Genomic DNA, 14,341 nt, shown 5'->3' with positions numbered 1-14,341 from the left:
GATAATGATTCGCCCGAACCTACCATGTCGAATGATAAGCCCTCGTCAGGATCGGCTGCGCTTGGCATCGCGGGCGGCTCCGCGCCCCGGATACCAGGTTCCCCAATGGGCTCCGCGGCCGCGGTCTCGATGATCGAAATCGAGGCCGCCCATGATGTCTTTGAAGCGCGCGGCCTGGTCCGGATCGGAGAAGCAGAACACCCGATATCGCTTGCCGTCGTAGGCGACCTCATGGCCACGAGGAGCAAGCGACGAGAGCGGTCCGGTCGCTGGTACGATGCCGAGCCCATGGCCCGGCGGGATTTCGACTGCAACCTGGTGGGGCCAGCGACGGTCGACTTCAGCAGGCGATAGCTCACCCTTGCGTCTCATGTTTCGCCGACGACGCGAGGACGGCGCCGCCCCTCCGAAAAGCGACCGCGCAAGAACCCACGCGACGAAGCTGCATCGGCGTCGGCTGCCATGACGGCCAGGTCCCGGAGGACCATCCGGATCGCCTCCCGGGAATCTCCGCTGGCTTCCTCCAGGACCGCATCGATCTCCTCATCGGCAACGGCAAAAGGGTCTGGTTCAGGCGGGCGGGAAGCCTCGACTGCTGCCATGATGATGTCCTCGATTGACGGAACATAAAGAGAACAATAGGGGCGGTGAGTCAAGCGAATCTCACCGACGAAGCCGCGCTTGATCACTACGCACGAATGCCCGATCGGGCCATCTCGGCTCAGGGTCTCGCTCCTGAAGCCGCATCGCTCCATGAATTTTTGTCCGGATTTTCGACCGCACGTCTTGCCCAAACTTCTCTTGCCATCGAACACTCGGCTGGTTCGATTCGTCATGACTTGGGGGCATGGGACTAATTGATATCCGAGCGAGTAGTCTTTTGCGTTGATGCGGATCAACGCTTGGCGCGATTGCGGGACAGCGGCACGCCTTTGATGAGCGTCCCCGGAGTTCGGCTTGGGAGCGGGTTTCGCATTTTCCATAAGCCATGCGCATCCTTTGGTCGTTACCTATTGAGTAACGCTTCCGAATGTATTACCTAATACGTAACGAGGCGCTTCGGTGAAAATCGCCTTCAGCAGCAATCGTTTTGAGAAGGAATGTACGGATGGCAAGCTCATGGTCCGCGCGTATGGAGATCGCGCTAAACCCCTGAAGGTCCGGATTTCACTTTTAAGGCAGGCTCGGAATCTCGACGAGGTGCCCAGGACGCCGCCCCCTCGGTGCCACATGCTGGGCGCCGATCGGAAAGGCCAGTTTTCCGTGACGCTCAAGGACAACTGGAGACTAATTTTCATCCCGACCAACGATCCCCTTCCGCGTCTCGCGGACGGCGGGATCGATCTGACCAAGGTGACCGACATCGAATTGGTGGAGGTCGTCGATTACCACGGCAGCTAGGGATATTGCCAAGGAGGGCCACTATGGCCGGTTCAGTTCAAACGACCTGGGAACCTGACTGGGCCGTTCATCCCGGGGAGCATCTCGCGGAGTACATCGAGGAGCGCGGATACACTCAGGCTGAGTTCGCGCGCGTGGCGGGCTTAAGCGCCAAGCTCGTGAGCACCATCGTCAATGGCACGAACCCCGTTTCTCCTGAGACGGCGATCAAGCTTGAGCGCGTGCTCGGCCTGAAGGCTCACATATGGACCGGGTTGCAGGCTGAGTGGGACCTGTTCGAAGCACGTCGTCGCGAGAAGGCGAACTCGGCGCGCGACTGGCTGCGTGCGTTTCCGATCAAGGAACTTAAGGCCCTACATCGTCTCCCGGATACGCGCGACGAGGGAGCGTTGGTGGACGGCTTGCTGTCCTTCCTCGGGATCGGGACGCAGGCCGCCTTGCAGGCGAGAATCGGCTCATTGGCCGTCCAACATCGCAAGGCTCGTTCGGGATCGACATCGAAGGAGCATGAGCTCTGCTGGCTCATCCTGGGAGAGCAAAAGGTTCGTCAGGAGCCGTATCTGCCGTTTGATAGGGACGCATTCGTGGAGGGCTGTCGCGCCATCCGAGCTCTTACGGTAGAGGAGCCTGAAGTCTTCGAACCTAAGATGATCGACATCTGTCGCTCCTCAGGCGTGACGCTGGTCTTTCAAAAGCCTTTGAGCAAGACCTGCTTGTTCGGTTCTGCGCGTTGGATCGACGGAGAGCGTCCGATTATCCAGATGTCGCTGAGAATGAAGTCAAACGATCATTTCTGGTGGACATTTTTCCACGAGGCCGCGCACATCGTGCTGCATAAGGGCAAGAACTTCGCGGACGATCAGAGCGGCGTCGGAGACGGTATCGAGACCGAGGCGGACGCCTGGGCCGAAGAAGCTCTTGTCGGACGTAACCGCCTCAACGCTTTCGCCGCGACAAACCCGCGATCCAAGGATGAAATCGTAGCCTTCGCGTCCTCGATCGATGTGCATCCCGGAATTATCGTCGGAATGCTTCAGCACCGCCGGGTCATCCCATTCAGTCACATGAATGGTTTGAAAGTCCAGTTCGAGCTCATGGACGAACCCGTTTAAGAAAAGCAATCGGCAGCGCGTTCGGACGTTCCGGTGGCCAGGCCATAGGCTTCCGCGCAGGAACCTGCGCCGCGAGGCGGCATCGGCGTCGGGGGCCATGATGGCAATGTCGCGGGGGGCGTGCGGATTGCCTCCTGGGAATCGACGCCGCCCCTGCTGATTGGTGTTCGTCGGCGCGTGCGTGATACTCTGGAAACGTGGTCGGCCAGCGAGCCCACCCAAACCTGTACCCAAAATCCATTTCTGGGTACAATTATGGTTGGAAGGTCTTCGAACGACAACGAGAGCCAAGGGTCGGACGCCTTCACGTGCGCATCGTCGAAGTCATTCCCTCGGAGGGCGAGAACTCGCTCCAGAGGCCATCCTCGATCGAGAACTGCTGAACGCCGAGGCTAAGGGCGATCGCGCACGCGATCCTGATGCTGTTCTGATCGTCCTGATCCAGCGATTCGAAAATCCTCGCCGTTATTGGCTTATCGTCCGCGAGCTGGTGCCGGAACCAGGCGAGACGGCCTTTCGCCTTGAAGTCGGTGTATCCCTCGGCTGCCAGCCTTTGGGGAAAGGTCTCGATCAGATTGGCGTTCACCGGCACCTCGACATTGTCGAACTTGAACCAGCGGAAGCCTTCCTGAGTGCGAGGCAAAGGGAGCTTGTCGTTCACGGCAAGAATCGAGAGCTGCCGAATGGCCCCCTTCAATGCCGCCGACTGGCTCTGGTAGGTTCCCGGGCTGCCAATCAACGTCGGCACTCCAAAGGGGAGATCCTTGAAAGTGATGTCGGCTTGCCACCCATCGTCCCCCTGATAGACATGAACGCCTTCGACCTTCGACAGCCGCCACCATTCCAGTGACGAAGCGGCCGTCATGGTTTTCACGTCGAGGGTGGAGGTACCGATATCGGTAAGTTTGCCCTTCAATTCCTCGAGAAGGGCGCTCGCACGAAGACGGTTCTCATGTCTGGAATGGTCGTAGCTCATGACGGTTCACCGGATACCTCCGCCCTGGATGGCGGCATGTCCTTGAAGTCCTCATGCGGGCGCGCAAGCCGCAAACGGCGTGCTTTGGCTGTCTCGGACATTGCGCAATCTTGGAATGCCTAAGCGAAAATTCCGCAAAGAATTGATTTTGAGAGTGAATTGTTCATTCCCACCACGCGGGCTAGTGGGGAGGAACATTTGCCGGAGACGGGGCTAATGCAGGAGACTGTCCGACGAGTCCTAGTAGTATGCAGCCACGGCGATCCTTCTCGACAATCAGACGTGTCTGATCTCGATTGCAGGAAAGAAGCCACCGCTCTTGCGGTTCTGGTCGTAAATCAGCAGCGGCAGGTCCGCCTTGGGCATCCACACACGCCCGGTTTCGACCGCCACGGAAATCGGGACCGCGGGAAAGACATGGATGATTGCATTCTCGCCATGGGCTGCCTTGATGCGGTCGTACACGCCCCGTAGGATTTTCCGGTAGGCGGCAAGATCCTCCGGGAGCCGCATGACGTCGTTCCCGGGCGCGGCCGCGGTGACGGACCAGATCGGTACGCCTGCGCCAAGGACCGCCTCGATGCGGTCGTCGTTCACGGTGGCGCTGATTCCGAGCTTCAAGGCTGCCGTTGCCCCCGCAGGAGCGATCGGCTCGCCGATCATGAACGCGATGGGCGGCTTGTCCAACTGCCACTTCCATGTCTCCGGCTCGCGGTGCCGCACGCATCCTCCATATGGTTCCGCGGCCGCACCTCCAAAGTGGCGCCGTTATCGTCAACTGCACGTCCGTCACAAGCTACCAGGGTTCCAGCGAACGTCCTGAAGGTCGTCGATGCTCTGTGGGAGTATCAGTGAGCCCCTGACTTCAGCCACTCTTTCAAATCCGGAAGCCCTCGGCTTTTTTCACTTGCTGCTCCGTCAGGCTGGTGCGGTTCAACGCTCCGACCGCCGGCCTCGCTCGGGCCGAATTCGAATACGAGATCCCTCTCGCGGACGGCGAAGAGATCCTAAGGACGCTTTGCGAGAACCGCACGCTCGAAAAGACGCGACACATCATCAAGTTCGATGGCCTGATTTGGACTGTCGATGAGTTTCAGGGAACGAATTCGGGTTTGGTGCTGGCGGAAGTCGAGCTGATGTTCGCTGACCAACCTCTAAGCCGTCCTGCCTGGGTCGGCGAAGAGGTCACAGGACGTCATGAGTATCGGAACGCCGTACTGGCCGAGAGGCCCGGTACGGCGCAGGCCACATTCTGAGGTTCTGCCGATACATGGGCCGGATAGGTGGCCGCGCGTCGGGGAGAAGTCGCATCAGGCGCCGCTTTCGCAAAAGCAAGCTGTCCTCGAGGACACTACGCTGAAGCCGCTCGTTGTGGTGGTGTGTCGTCGTACGCTGTGGAGCGGCCCGACAGAGGCGGCACCACGCGACGGGGAAATGCGCGCTGGGCGACGAATGAACAGCGGCACGGCGCGGGCCATGCTCAAGCGTCGTGTCCGATGGGTCGCAGGATTCCCGCAGCGACGCCGACTGCCCATTCAAACCCGAAGCAGCTCCGGAGTGTGGCCATGGCCAAAGAACCCGCGGATGCCTTTGCCGACGCGCTCTCCTATGCAACGGATGCCGGGCAGCGTTTGGTATTGTTCCTCGACGCCCTCAGGCAACGGGGCCTCCAGTATGAGGAGCATCTGTCGCAGCTCGCTCCCCATGTCCTCGACTATGACGCCGAGCTGATTTGCGACGGACGTCATCTTCCCCGACCGGTCAATTACGTCCTGGCGCGAATTGCACCGCCCCAGGGCCTGGTCATCGACGAGACGAAGCGCCCCTTTGTCATCGTCGATCCGCGTGCGGGCCACGGGCCGGGCATCGGCGGGTTCAAGGCGGATAGCGAGATCGGGGTGGCCATGAAGGCTGGACATCCCTGCTACTTCGTCGGCTTCTTGCCCGACGCTGTCCCGGGGCAGACCATTGAGGATGTCGCGCTCGCCGAGGCCGTCTTTCTCGAAGCGGTCATTGCGCGCCATCCCGAGGCCGACGGCAAGCCATGCATGATCGGGAATTGCCAGGCTGGCTGGGCCGTCATGATCCTCGCCGCGTTGAGGCCGGAGCTGTTCGGACCGATCATCCTGGCAGGCTCGCCCTTGTCTTACTGGGCGGGCGTGAAAGGCCAGAACCCGATGCGATATTCCGGCGGCCTGCTGGGCGGGAGTTGGCTGACGGCCCTCACCAGCGACCTCGGTGCGGGAACCTTCGACGGCGCCTGGCTGGTCCAGAACTTCGAGAACCAGAACCCGGCCAACACGCTCTGGACCAAGCAGTACAACCTCTATTCGAAGATCGACACGGAGGTGGAGCGCTATCTCGGCTTCGAAAAATGGTGGGGCGGCCACGTCACGCTGAATGCCGAGGAGATTCAATTCATCGTCGACGAGCTCTTCATCGGCAACCGACTGGCCTGTGGCGAGGTCCGAACCTCCGATGGCACGGCAATCGACCTGCGCAACATTCGCTCGCCGATCGTCGTCTTCTGCTCGAAGGGCGACAATATCACCCCGCCTCAGCAGGCGCTCGACTGGATCCTCGATCTCTATGGCAGCGTCGACGAGATCCGCTCCTATGGCCAGACGATCGTCTACGCCATCCATGACAAGATCGGACATCTCGGCATCTTCGTATCGGCCGCCGTGGCCCGAAAGGAGCACGACGAGTTCGCCTCGAATATCGACTTCATCGACGTCCTGCCCCCCGGTCTCTACGAGGCGATCTTCGAGCCGAAATCCGAAGCTGGCGCCAACCCGGATCTGGTGGGCGGCGAATGGGTGATGCGCTGCGAAGCGCGGACCCTCGACGACATCCGCGCGCTGGGCGGGAACGACCTCGACGATGAGCGGCGCTTTGCGACGGCCGCCCGCGTATCGGAGATCAACCTGTCCCTCTACCGCGCGCTGGTTCAACCGTGGGTCAAGGCGACCGCAAACCCTGCCCTGGCGCAGGCGATGCGGGCACTGCATCCGCTGCGCTTGCAATATGAGGTGTTCGGCTCGCGGAATCCGTTTTTGTCCTGGCTTGAACTGGCGGTGCCCCAGGCCCGCCTGGAGCGCCAGCCAGTTGCCGACGACAACGTCTTCCTCAAGGCGCAGGAAGCGGTCTCTACTCAAATCGTCAGCGCTCTCGATAACTGGCGCGAGATGGTCGAGCGCATCTCCGAGCAGACGTTCCGCGCCGTCTATGGCTCGCCATTGCTGCAATCGGCCATGGGCATCGACACGAGTTCGCAACGCCGCCCGCGAGGCGCCGCCAAAAGCAAGCTTCACGCCGAACTGCTGGCGAAGCGGATCGAGGAGCTGCGCGCCAGCATGGCATCCGGCGAGTTGCTTCACGCCTGCGTGCGGGCGCTGCTCTATATCGGCATGGCGCGGGAAAGTGCCGACGAGCGCAGTTTCGAAGCGATCCGACGGTTGCGCAGGCAGGGCGAGCATGCCCGCAGCCTGACGCTGAGCGACTTCAAATCGCTGACACGCGAGCAGTTCTTCATGCTGCTGATCGATCAAGCCGAGGCGTTGCGGGCGCTTCCCGTCCTGTTGCCACCTGATCGCGAGGAGCGAACCGCTGCATTCAAGCTCATTGAGCAGGTGGCGACGGCGCGAGGTCCACTTTCAGGGGAGGCCGCGGATCGGCTCGACGAGATCCGACGCCTCTTCGATGTCGCTTCACCGGTGGGTTCGATCGCGCCTGGCAAGCTGCACATCGCCACGCGGCAGAGGGCCTAGGCCATGCATTCCGCCGACAGCAGCACCTTAGGTGCGGACGCCACGCCACTGGGCTCCAAATACGACAGGCTGATCGCGGCGGCCCGCAGCGACACGCCGGCGCTGACGGTCGTCGCTCACCCCTGCGATGCCACCTCCCTTCGCGGCGCGCTCGAAGCGCGCGACGAGGGGCTGATCACGCCCATTCTGGTGGGGCCGCAGCACAGAATCCGTGAGGTCGCCACGGCCGAGGGACTGGATCTCGAGGGCATCGAGATCGTCGACGCGCCGCACAGCCACGCTTCGGCGGCCGAAGCCGTAAAGCTCATCCGGGAAGGGCGTGGCGAATTGCTGATGAAGGGCAGCCTCCATACCGACGAGCTGATGCGCGAGGTCACTGCTTCCGCTACGGGGTTGCGCACGGAGCGGCGCATAAGCCACGTCTTCATCATGGACGTACCAGGCCATGCCGAGACGCTCTTCATCACCGACGCCGCGATCAACATCTTCCCCGATGTCGACACGAAGCGGGATATCATTCAGAACGCCGTCGATCTCTGGGCCGGGATTGGTCTCGGCGTTCCGCGCGTCGCGATCCTCTCGGCCGTCGAGACCGTGACGACCAAGATTCCCTCGACGATGGAGGCCGCAGCGCTGTGCAAGATGGCCGATCGCGGCCAGATCACAGGCGCGCTGGTCGACGGCCCACTCGCCTTCGACAACGCCATTTCGCCGGAAGCCGCTGCGATCAAAGGCATTGTCTCACCCGTCGCCGGGCATGCGCAGATCCTCGTCGTGCCTGATCTCGAGGCGGGCAACATGCTCGCCAAGAACCTGACCTTCCTCTCCCGCGCCGACGCGGCGGGCATCGTCCTGGGCGCGCGCGTGCCGATTATCCTGACATCGCGGGCCGATTCAGTCCGGACGCGCTTGGCATCATGCGCCGTCGCCGCGCTCTATGCCTCCGCCCGGCGAGGAATTGCCTCCGTGGCGGCGGTCTAGGCCATGGATGCGATCCTTGTGGTGAACGCCGGCTCGTCGAGCCTCAAGTTTCAGATTTTCACAGTCTCCGAGGGGGCGCTGACGCGGCAGGTCCGCGGGCAGCTCGACGGCATCGGGCAACGGCCGCGCCTGCGGGCCTCTGACGCCAAGGGCACGTCCCTGATCGATCTGAGCCTCCAGCGTGAGGAGGTGCCGGACCTCCCTGCCGCGATCGACCGGACGCGGAGCTGGCTACGTAGCCTGGAGGGGTTCAGCCTGCTGGCGATCGGTCACCGCGTCGTGCATGGCGGACCCGACTATGCCGCTCCGACCATCATCGACCACGCGCTTCTCGACAAGCTGGCGACCTATGCCGAGCTGGCGCCGCTGCATCAGCCCAACAATCTGCTGCCGATCAGGCTCGCAATGGAGATCAACCCGGACGTGCCGCAGGTGGCCTGCTTCGACACGGCCTTCCATCGCGACCATCCGGATCTCGCCGATTTCTACGCGCTGCCGCTGGCGTTCCATCGCGAAGGCATTCGACGCTACGGCTTCCACGGGCTATCCTACGAATACATCGCCGGGCTCCTCCGCGAGGCGTTGCCGCAGATCGCGGCCGGCCGGGTGATCGTCGCCCATCTCGGCAGCGGTGCTTCGATGTGCGCCTTGCTGGACGGACATAGCGTCGAGAGCACGATGGGCTTCACGGCGCTCGACGGGCTGCCGATGGGGACGCGCCCCGGGCAACTCGACCCTGGAGTCGTGCTGTACCTGATCATGCAGAAGGGGATGCCGGCCGAGGCCGTTTCGAAGCTGCTCTATCACGAAGCCGGCCTCAAAGGCTTATCCGGCATCTCCAACGACGTGCGTGACCTCCTCGCGAGCGAGGACCCGCGTGCCGCCTTCGCGATCGACCACTTCGTCTATCGCTGCGCCCTCAACATCGGCTCGCTGACAGCGGCGCTCGGCGGGCTCGACGCCTTCGTCTTTACCGCGGGCATCGGAGAAAACGCGCCCGAACTGCGGGAGCGCATTGTCCGTCGCATGGCGTGGCTAGGGGCTGAACTCGATCCCGAGGCAAATCGGGCCGGGGCATCGCTGATCTCGACGCCAGCGAGCCGCATCGGCCTCTACATCATTCCGACAGACGAGGAACTGATGATAGCGGGCCATACCCTGAGACTGATCACCGCCAACCCTTGAGCCGAGGCCGTCATGACCATTCCGACCGTGAAAGCAAAGCTGCTCGAGGGAAAGCGGGGCCTGATCGTCGGGATCGCCAATGAGAGCTCGATCGCCTGGGGCTGCGCCCGTGCCTTCCGTGCCTTCGGAGCGGAACTGGCCGTAACCTATCTCAACGAGAAGGCCCGGCCTCATGTCGAGCCGCTGGCCCGACAGTTGGAAGCTCCGATCGTCCTGCCGCTGGATGTCGCCGTGCCCGGGCAGATGGAGGCTGTCTTCGAGCAGATCACCGAGCGCTGGGGCGAGCTCGATTTCGTCGTCCATTCCATGGCCTTTGCGCCGCGCGACACTTTGGCAGGGCGGGTCACCGATGCCCCGCTCGACGGCTTCCTGAAGACGATGGAGATCTCCTGCTGGTCCTTCATGCGCATGGCGCAGCTCGCAGAGCCCCTGATGAAAAAGGGCGGCACGCTCTTCACCATGACCTATTACGGCTCGCAGATGGTGGTGGAGAACTACAACATCATGGGCGTGGCGAAGGCGGCACTGGAATCGGCCGTGCGCTACATGGCCGCCGAACTGGGCCCGAAGGGCATCCGCGTGCATGCGATTTCGCCCGGCCCATTGGCAACCCGGGCGGCTTCTGGGATCCCCGAATTCGATTCGCTTCTGGAGAAGGCCAAGCGAAAGGCGCCCGCCCGCGAACTCGTCACCATCGACGATGTCGGCGCCGCAACGGCGTTCCTTGCGCACGATGCAGCTCGGCTCATCACTGGCCAAGTCCTCTACATCGACGGCGGATATCATGTTGTCGATTGAGTAACGAAGCAGACCTTCAAAGTCCAAGAAACGCACCGTCGTCGCATCCTAGCGGGTCTGTTGGGTGGAATCCGAGTCTTGGGGGAATGGATGACCGCCGGGCGCCGCCCTGACCGAGACGCGGAACTCCCTTGGATTACGCGGCTCGGTGTCTCCTGGGGGCCATGCTGGGCTGTCGGGCGGCGATTCCGATGATCGGCGGTCCCTTGCAGTGCGCGCCAGAGCTTCGGCCGAGGAGGACGGGACCTCGGTCTGTAGGACAACCAAATCGGCCAACTTCGTCGCCAGAGTCGCTTCCATATCCGATCCGGCACGCGGATCGGCGTCTACTGAATCCGCCCATTTGACCGCTGCCGTACGGGCATCAATCAGACGTGTGACAACCCTCAACGTATTGCCTGACTGACGAACGCTGCCTTCGACAATGTACTGACGCGCGATTCGATAGCCTGGGTCGACAGATGTCTCGCCCGCCGGCCCGTCTTTTCCAAAAACCCTTAACCGCTTCTGCTGAGCGAGACGGTTCAGGACTTCCTCGGAAAGCCCTGCGGCAAAAGCGGCGCTTTCCGAAGACGGTGAAAGACTGACGAAAGGCTTCACGATCATTTGTGGCGCGACTGCCTCAAGGGAAGCCGATGGTGCCCATTGCTCCCGCCCAGTCAGCAGCATGACGGCAATCAGACTCAGCGCCACGGCGAAAAATATGCCACCGAGCAAGATCCCGCAACGCTCGGCGACACCCACAAGACTGACCGTGCCACTCCGGGCCTCGACGTCGGGTGGCTCAGTCAGTGGCGGCGAGGGCGTCGCGCCGTCGCGCCACCGGAAGTTGGGAACATAGCTACCTTTCGCGACCTCGATAATGACCCGGTCGTGTCTGCCGTTCAGTAGGTAATAACGTTCCAGGGCTCGCCTCAGACGGGCTGCTTCAATCCGGACGACCGGGTCGTTCATAGCGTCGAAACTTTGGCTTCGGCCAAACACGGCAACCGCAATTGTGAAGGCTTTCAGCCGGCTCCCTCGTCCCGCAAGCGTTTCATCGACAATGAATTGGAAAAATGCCTTGACGCGTCCCGGGGCATCGAAGTCGGCGCTTCCAATGATACGAGTAAGCTGAGACCTGACTGAATCAGTGCCCGGCAGCGCAGCCAGGACCTCATCACAATTCGAAGGCCCTGAAGCTTCCACGGTCGCCTCCGAGAACGCAAGGCGCAACAAGACTATCAGTCTAAACGCTACGGTAGCCTTATCCAGCGCTGAACGCCAACGCCAATTCCGACCGTAGGTTGATGAGTTCTGCCTTCCGGTAACTTCGTATGTATGCCTCCCTCTTCGAAGAACCAAAAAGAGCCGTGTGGGCCTCTACGCATCCCTCAAAGGAGATTGCGGCTCCCCGCCGCGTCGGCGCGAAATCCTTGGCACAAAGGACAATATTTACAGCTCCAAAGGGGGACTAACTTGCGCCTTTGAGCGCCGCGGTCGCCATGACGCCACAACAGAAATCAGGACTGGCGAGACTGATACTCCGCTGGCCCAAACGGCGGGGCGAGCTTGAGCGAGCCGCCGAAGGTTCGATTCTTGACCTCTATGAAAGCTACGAGCTAGCGTCGCTTGCTTACATCCAATGGACTCAGAAAACGGAGCCGGCGGCCGCTGCGATTGCCGACGATTATCGGCGCATCGTGATCGAGCTTGAGCAGGAAATCGCGGCCGCTCTTGCCGAATAGCGGGAAAAGACGCCGAGACACCCAATCCCACGGGAAAAACCGGTAGTGCGCAGAACGCCAAATCCGGATCTCAGGCCCGCAATCAGCGACGGAACAAGCACGCTGCATCGGTGTTTGCGCATCAGGAGGGGGCCCAAAAAGGAGAACCTCGATGCGTTACTCTGTTTTGATAACGCTGGTTGCTTCGCTCGCAAGCACGGCAGCGTTAGCTCAGACTTCCACAACGACCACAATCACGACGGAGCAGCAAAGCAAGGTCCGGACATATGTCATGAAGGAAAAGCCTGCCTCGATGAAGGTGACCGAAACGGTTTCGGTCGGAACAGCTCTGCCGAGCTCCGTTACTCTGCATACGTTACCTTCTGATGTCGGCGTAACGCAGTACCGCTTCGCGGTCATCAACGACAAGACGGTTCTGGTCGAACCAGGCACTCGCAAGATCGTTCAAATTATTGAGTGATTTTCGCCGAAACAAGAGAGGCCCGGCCGCGCCGAAGCGAGGCCGGGCACCGGGCAGCCAATTCCGTGTCGGAGCTTGCGAGGCTGCCTCGAAACCGTAGAGGCCGCCGGTCCCGCTGACGACATCTGAAATGGGTGCCGCCCGAGCGCCCCTCGTGCAGCAGTCACTGGTTCGATTTGGCGCCAACGTGAGCAGTTTTATTGCGGGGAGTCCTAGCGGGCGTCCCTTCTGGCTACATGTTCGAGCGAAACTCCCGCGGGGTGCGGCCGGTCGCTTTCTGGAAGGCGCGCGCAAAATTGGCGGGCGAGGAATAGCCCATCTCCGCCGCAACGCGGGTGATCGAGCCGTCCATGTGCCTGAGCAGTTCTATCGCGCGCTGCAGCCGGGCTGAGTTCGCCAGGCTGCGGAAATCGGTACCGGCCCGGTTCAATTCCCGTTGCAACGTTCGGACGCTGGTACCCATCGGTCGCGCGGCCTGATCGATCGAAACGCTGCCGGTAAGAACTTGGGCCCGAACCAGTGCCGTGACGACGTCGAGCAGCGCGCGTGGAGCTCCACCGGTCCGGTCTCGCGCCACATCCTCGAGGGTGACAAGCGGCCATGACGTTCGGTTCCGAGCAGCCGACAGATGATAGCGCTCCATGACGATCGCTACGGCCGGCGCGTTGAATATGACCGGGCAGAGGAAGAGATCTTCGAACAGGGTGGCCTGGCGCGGCCTGTTGATATCGAGCTCGATGCGCAGTGGCCGCCATTCGAAAGGCAGATAGGCTCTGAGAACACTGAGCAGAACGCCGGCCGCCGCACCTGCGATCATGTCGTAGCCAATGTGGCCAGCTAAGGCAAAGACGTAGCTGTAGCGCGCCTCGTCGCCGATGATCGCAAGCGACATCCGGTCATCCGTGCTGTGATAGCCAAGGGCCGTAATCGCCCGCTGGATGGATTGCCCGAGCGTATCGGCGCCCAGGACGTAGCGCCCGAAACTGCCATAATTGCCGGCGTTCATCATTGGCGTCATCAAGAGCCCGAGATTGGGCTCGCCTGCCGCTCTTGCCGCGGCATTCACGAAGCTGAGCACTGCGGCGTGCGGGATAAAGCAATTGCGGCCCTCGGTCCGTTCGAGGTCGAAGCCCGCCGCGTGGTTCGCCTTTAGAAGCGCTCTCGCCCCGAGTTCATGACGCAGGAATGCCGGCATGCCGTGCAGGATGAGGCTGGAGATGACCGGTACGTCAGACACGGGACGTTCCAAAAGCCGCAAGGGTGGCGCGAAATGAGTGGTTTTGAATTCCGATTGCTGGTTTGTTGCACAGTATAAGTGGCGCGCAAACGGGAAAATCCCTTGGGGCGGCAGTCATAATATTGATCGGTTGAAGGAATTTTTCTGCTGTGAACCTGAGCAAGAGGTTGGCCAGTCTAGCTATCTTCGCGACCTTGTCACGTCCAGGATTCGCGCTAGCAGAGGCTTTAACAAGCAGCACTAACGACCTGGCCAAGGTCCCGCAGGACTCGTTCCGGCCTTTTCTAGTTGCTGCCTCGAAGAAATTCCGTATCATCGCCAAATCGCTTAGTATAAACCAACGCGCCCTGGTTGAAGTTTGCGAACCGAAAGGAACTGTTGAGATGCTGACGAAACGCGATCTTCTTGGCTCGGCTGCGATGGCCGCTTTCGCCGCCACGGTGAAATCCACCACGGTCTTTGCGCAGAACAAATCCGCATGGCCCAACATGTTTGAAGCCAAGGACATCGCCGAGGCAGGGTTCATCTACGGCCTGCCTATCGTGATGAACTATGCCGTCATGCATGAATATGCGATCGATCGCAATTCTGGCCAGTTCAAGGCTCCGTTCAATCAGATCAAGAACGAACCGAACGTCTTCACCTACAAGGATACGGCAATCGTCACGCCAAACAGCGACACGCCCTATTCCTT

The 14,341-nt window shown here is 61.3% G+C and carries 15 protein-coding genes and 1 pseudogene; 10 read left to right on the top strand and 6 right to left on the bottom strand.

The genetic code is table 11. From position 1 onward, the window contains the following. Positions 1–45: 45 nt before the first annotated feature. Both AB4Z10_RS26140 and AB4Z10_RS26135 read right to left on the bottom strand, forming a co-directional pair. Positions 46–372: a hypothetical protein gene (locus AB4Z10_RS26140; RefSeq protein WP_441473324.1), complete on the bottom strand. Its 327-nt coding sequence runs from the start codon at positions 370–372 to the stop codon at positions 46–48. Further along, on the bottom strand, positions 369–899 hold the full coding sequence (locus AB4Z10_RS26135) for a hypothetical protein (protein ID WP_441473323.1): 531 nt from the start codon (positions 897–899) through the stop codon (positions 369–371). Before AB4Z10_RS26135 ends, AB4Z10_RS26140 begins: the two co-directional genes overlap by 4 nt. Before the next feature lie 163 nt (positions 900–1,062). Between AB4Z10_RS26135 and AB4Z10_RS26130 the strand changes: the two genes are divergently transcribed. Further along, on the top strand, positions 1,063–1,401 hold the full coding sequence (locus AB4Z10_RS26130) for a type II toxin-antitoxin system RelE/ParE family toxin (RefSeq protein WP_441473322.1): 339 nt from the start codon (positions 1,063–1,065) through the stop codon (positions 1,399–1,401). A 23-nt stretch (positions 1,402–1,424) separates the two neighbouring features. Beyond that, positions 1,425–2,513, top strand: coding sequence for a HigA family addiction module antitoxin (locus AB4Z10_RS26125; protein ID WP_441473321.1), 1,089 nt, complete (start codon positions 1,425–1,427; stop codon positions 2,511–2,513). Between the two features lie 304 nt (positions 2,514–2,817). On the opposite strand, the gene AB4Z10_RS26120 is transcribed toward AB4Z10_RS26125, so the two are convergent. Continuing rightward, entirely contained in the window at positions 2,818–3,489 is a 672-nt protein-coding gene (locus AB4Z10_RS26120; protein ID WP_441473320.1) for a hypothetical protein, read from the bottom strand. A gap of 276 nt (positions 3,490–3,765) precedes the next feature. Further along, a complete protein-coding gene (locus AB4Z10_RS26115; protein ID WP_441473319.1) occupies positions 3,766–4,212 on the bottom strand; it encodes an SAVED domain-containing protein in 447 nt (148 codons plus the stop codon). 203 nt (positions 4,213–4,415) lie between these two features. On the opposite strand from AB4Z10_RS26115, the gene AB4Z10_RS26110 reads away from it, so the two are divergent. The 5 genes from AB4Z10_RS26110 (at position 4,416) to fabI (ending at position 10,223) form a co-directional block, all read left to right on the top strand. After that, positions 4,416–4,745, top strand: a complete 330-nt coding sequence (locus AB4Z10_RS26110; protein ID WP_441473318.1) for a CYTH domain-containing protein — start codon at positions 4,416–4,418, stop codon at positions 4,743–4,745. A gap of 309 nt (positions 4,746–5,054) precedes the next feature. Further along, a complete protein-coding gene (locus AB4Z10_RS26105) occupies positions 5,055–7,259 on the top strand; it encodes a DUF3141 domain-containing protein (protein ID WP_441473390.1) in 2,205 nt (734 codons plus the stop codon). Between the two features lie 3 nt (positions 7,260–7,262). Continuing rightward, positions 7,263–8,240: a phosphate acetyltransferase gene (locus tag AB4Z10_RS26100; protein WP_441473317.1), complete on the top strand. Its 978-nt coding sequence runs from the start codon at positions 7,263–7,265 to the stop codon at positions 8,238–8,240. A 3-nt stretch (positions 8,241–8,243) separates the two neighbouring features. Beyond that, positions 8,244–9,425 (top strand): acetate/propionate family kinase, encoded by a 1,182-nt coding sequence (locus AB4Z10_RS26095; RefSeq protein ID WP_441473316.1) that lies wholly within the window; start codon positions 8,244–8,246, stop codon positions 9,423–9,425. Positions 9,426–9,437: 12 nt separating this feature from the next. Beyond that, entirely contained in the window at positions 9,438–10,223 is a 786-nt protein-coding gene (fabI, locus tag AB4Z10_RS26090) for an enoyl-ACP reductase FabI (protein WP_441473315.1), read from the top strand. 48 nt (positions 10,224–10,271) lie between these two features. On the opposite strand, the gene AB4Z10_RS26085 is transcribed toward fabI, so the two are convergent. After that, the gene (locus tag AB4Z10_RS26085) at positions 10,272–11,411 is read right to left on the bottom strand and encodes a hypothetical protein (RefSeq protein ID WP_441473314.1); all 1,140 of its coding nucleotides are present in this window, start codon (positions 11,409–11,411) and stop codon (positions 10,272–10,274) included. A 278-nt stretch (positions 11,412–11,689) separates the two neighbouring features. On the opposite strand from AB4Z10_RS26085, the gene AB4Z10_RS26080 reads away from it, so the two are divergent. Both AB4Z10_RS26080 and AB4Z10_RS26075 read left to right on the top strand, forming a co-directional pair. Further along, positions 11,690–11,950 (top strand): hypothetical protein, encoded by a 261-nt coding sequence (locus tag AB4Z10_RS26080; RefSeq protein ID WP_441473313.1) that lies wholly within the window; start codon positions 11,690–11,692, stop codon positions 11,948–11,950. Between the two features lie 151 nt (positions 11,951–12,101). Beyond that, positions 12,102–12,410: a DUF1236 domain-containing protein gene (locus tag AB4Z10_RS26075; RefSeq protein ID WP_441473312.1), complete on the top strand. Its 309-nt coding sequence runs from the start codon at positions 12,102–12,104 to the stop codon at positions 12,408–12,410. A gap of 232 nt (positions 12,411–12,642) precedes the next feature. Here the strand turns inward: AB4Z10_RS26075 and AB4Z10_RS26070 are convergent, their stop codons facing one another. After that, positions 12,643–13,668: a helix-turn-helix domain-containing protein gene (locus tag AB4Z10_RS26070; RefSeq protein ID WP_441473311.1), complete on the bottom strand. Its 1,026-nt coding sequence runs from the start codon at positions 13,666–13,668 to the stop codon at positions 12,643–12,645. Positions 13,669–13,796: 128 nt separating this feature from the next. On the opposite strand from AB4Z10_RS26070, the pseudogene AB4Z10_RS26065 reads away from it, so the two are divergent. Further along, positions 13,797–14,341: pseudogene (locus AB4Z10_RS26065) on the top strand (hypothetical protein); the annotation flags it as partial.

Source organism: Allobosea sp. RAF48 (assembly GCF_052114025.1).
Lineage (GTDB): Bacteria > Pseudomonadota > Alphaproteobacteria > Rhizobiales > Beijerinckiaceae > Allobosea.
The sequence above is the reverse complement of the archived record's forward strand: the minus strand, read 5'-3'. Positions and strand labels throughout refer to the sequence as shown.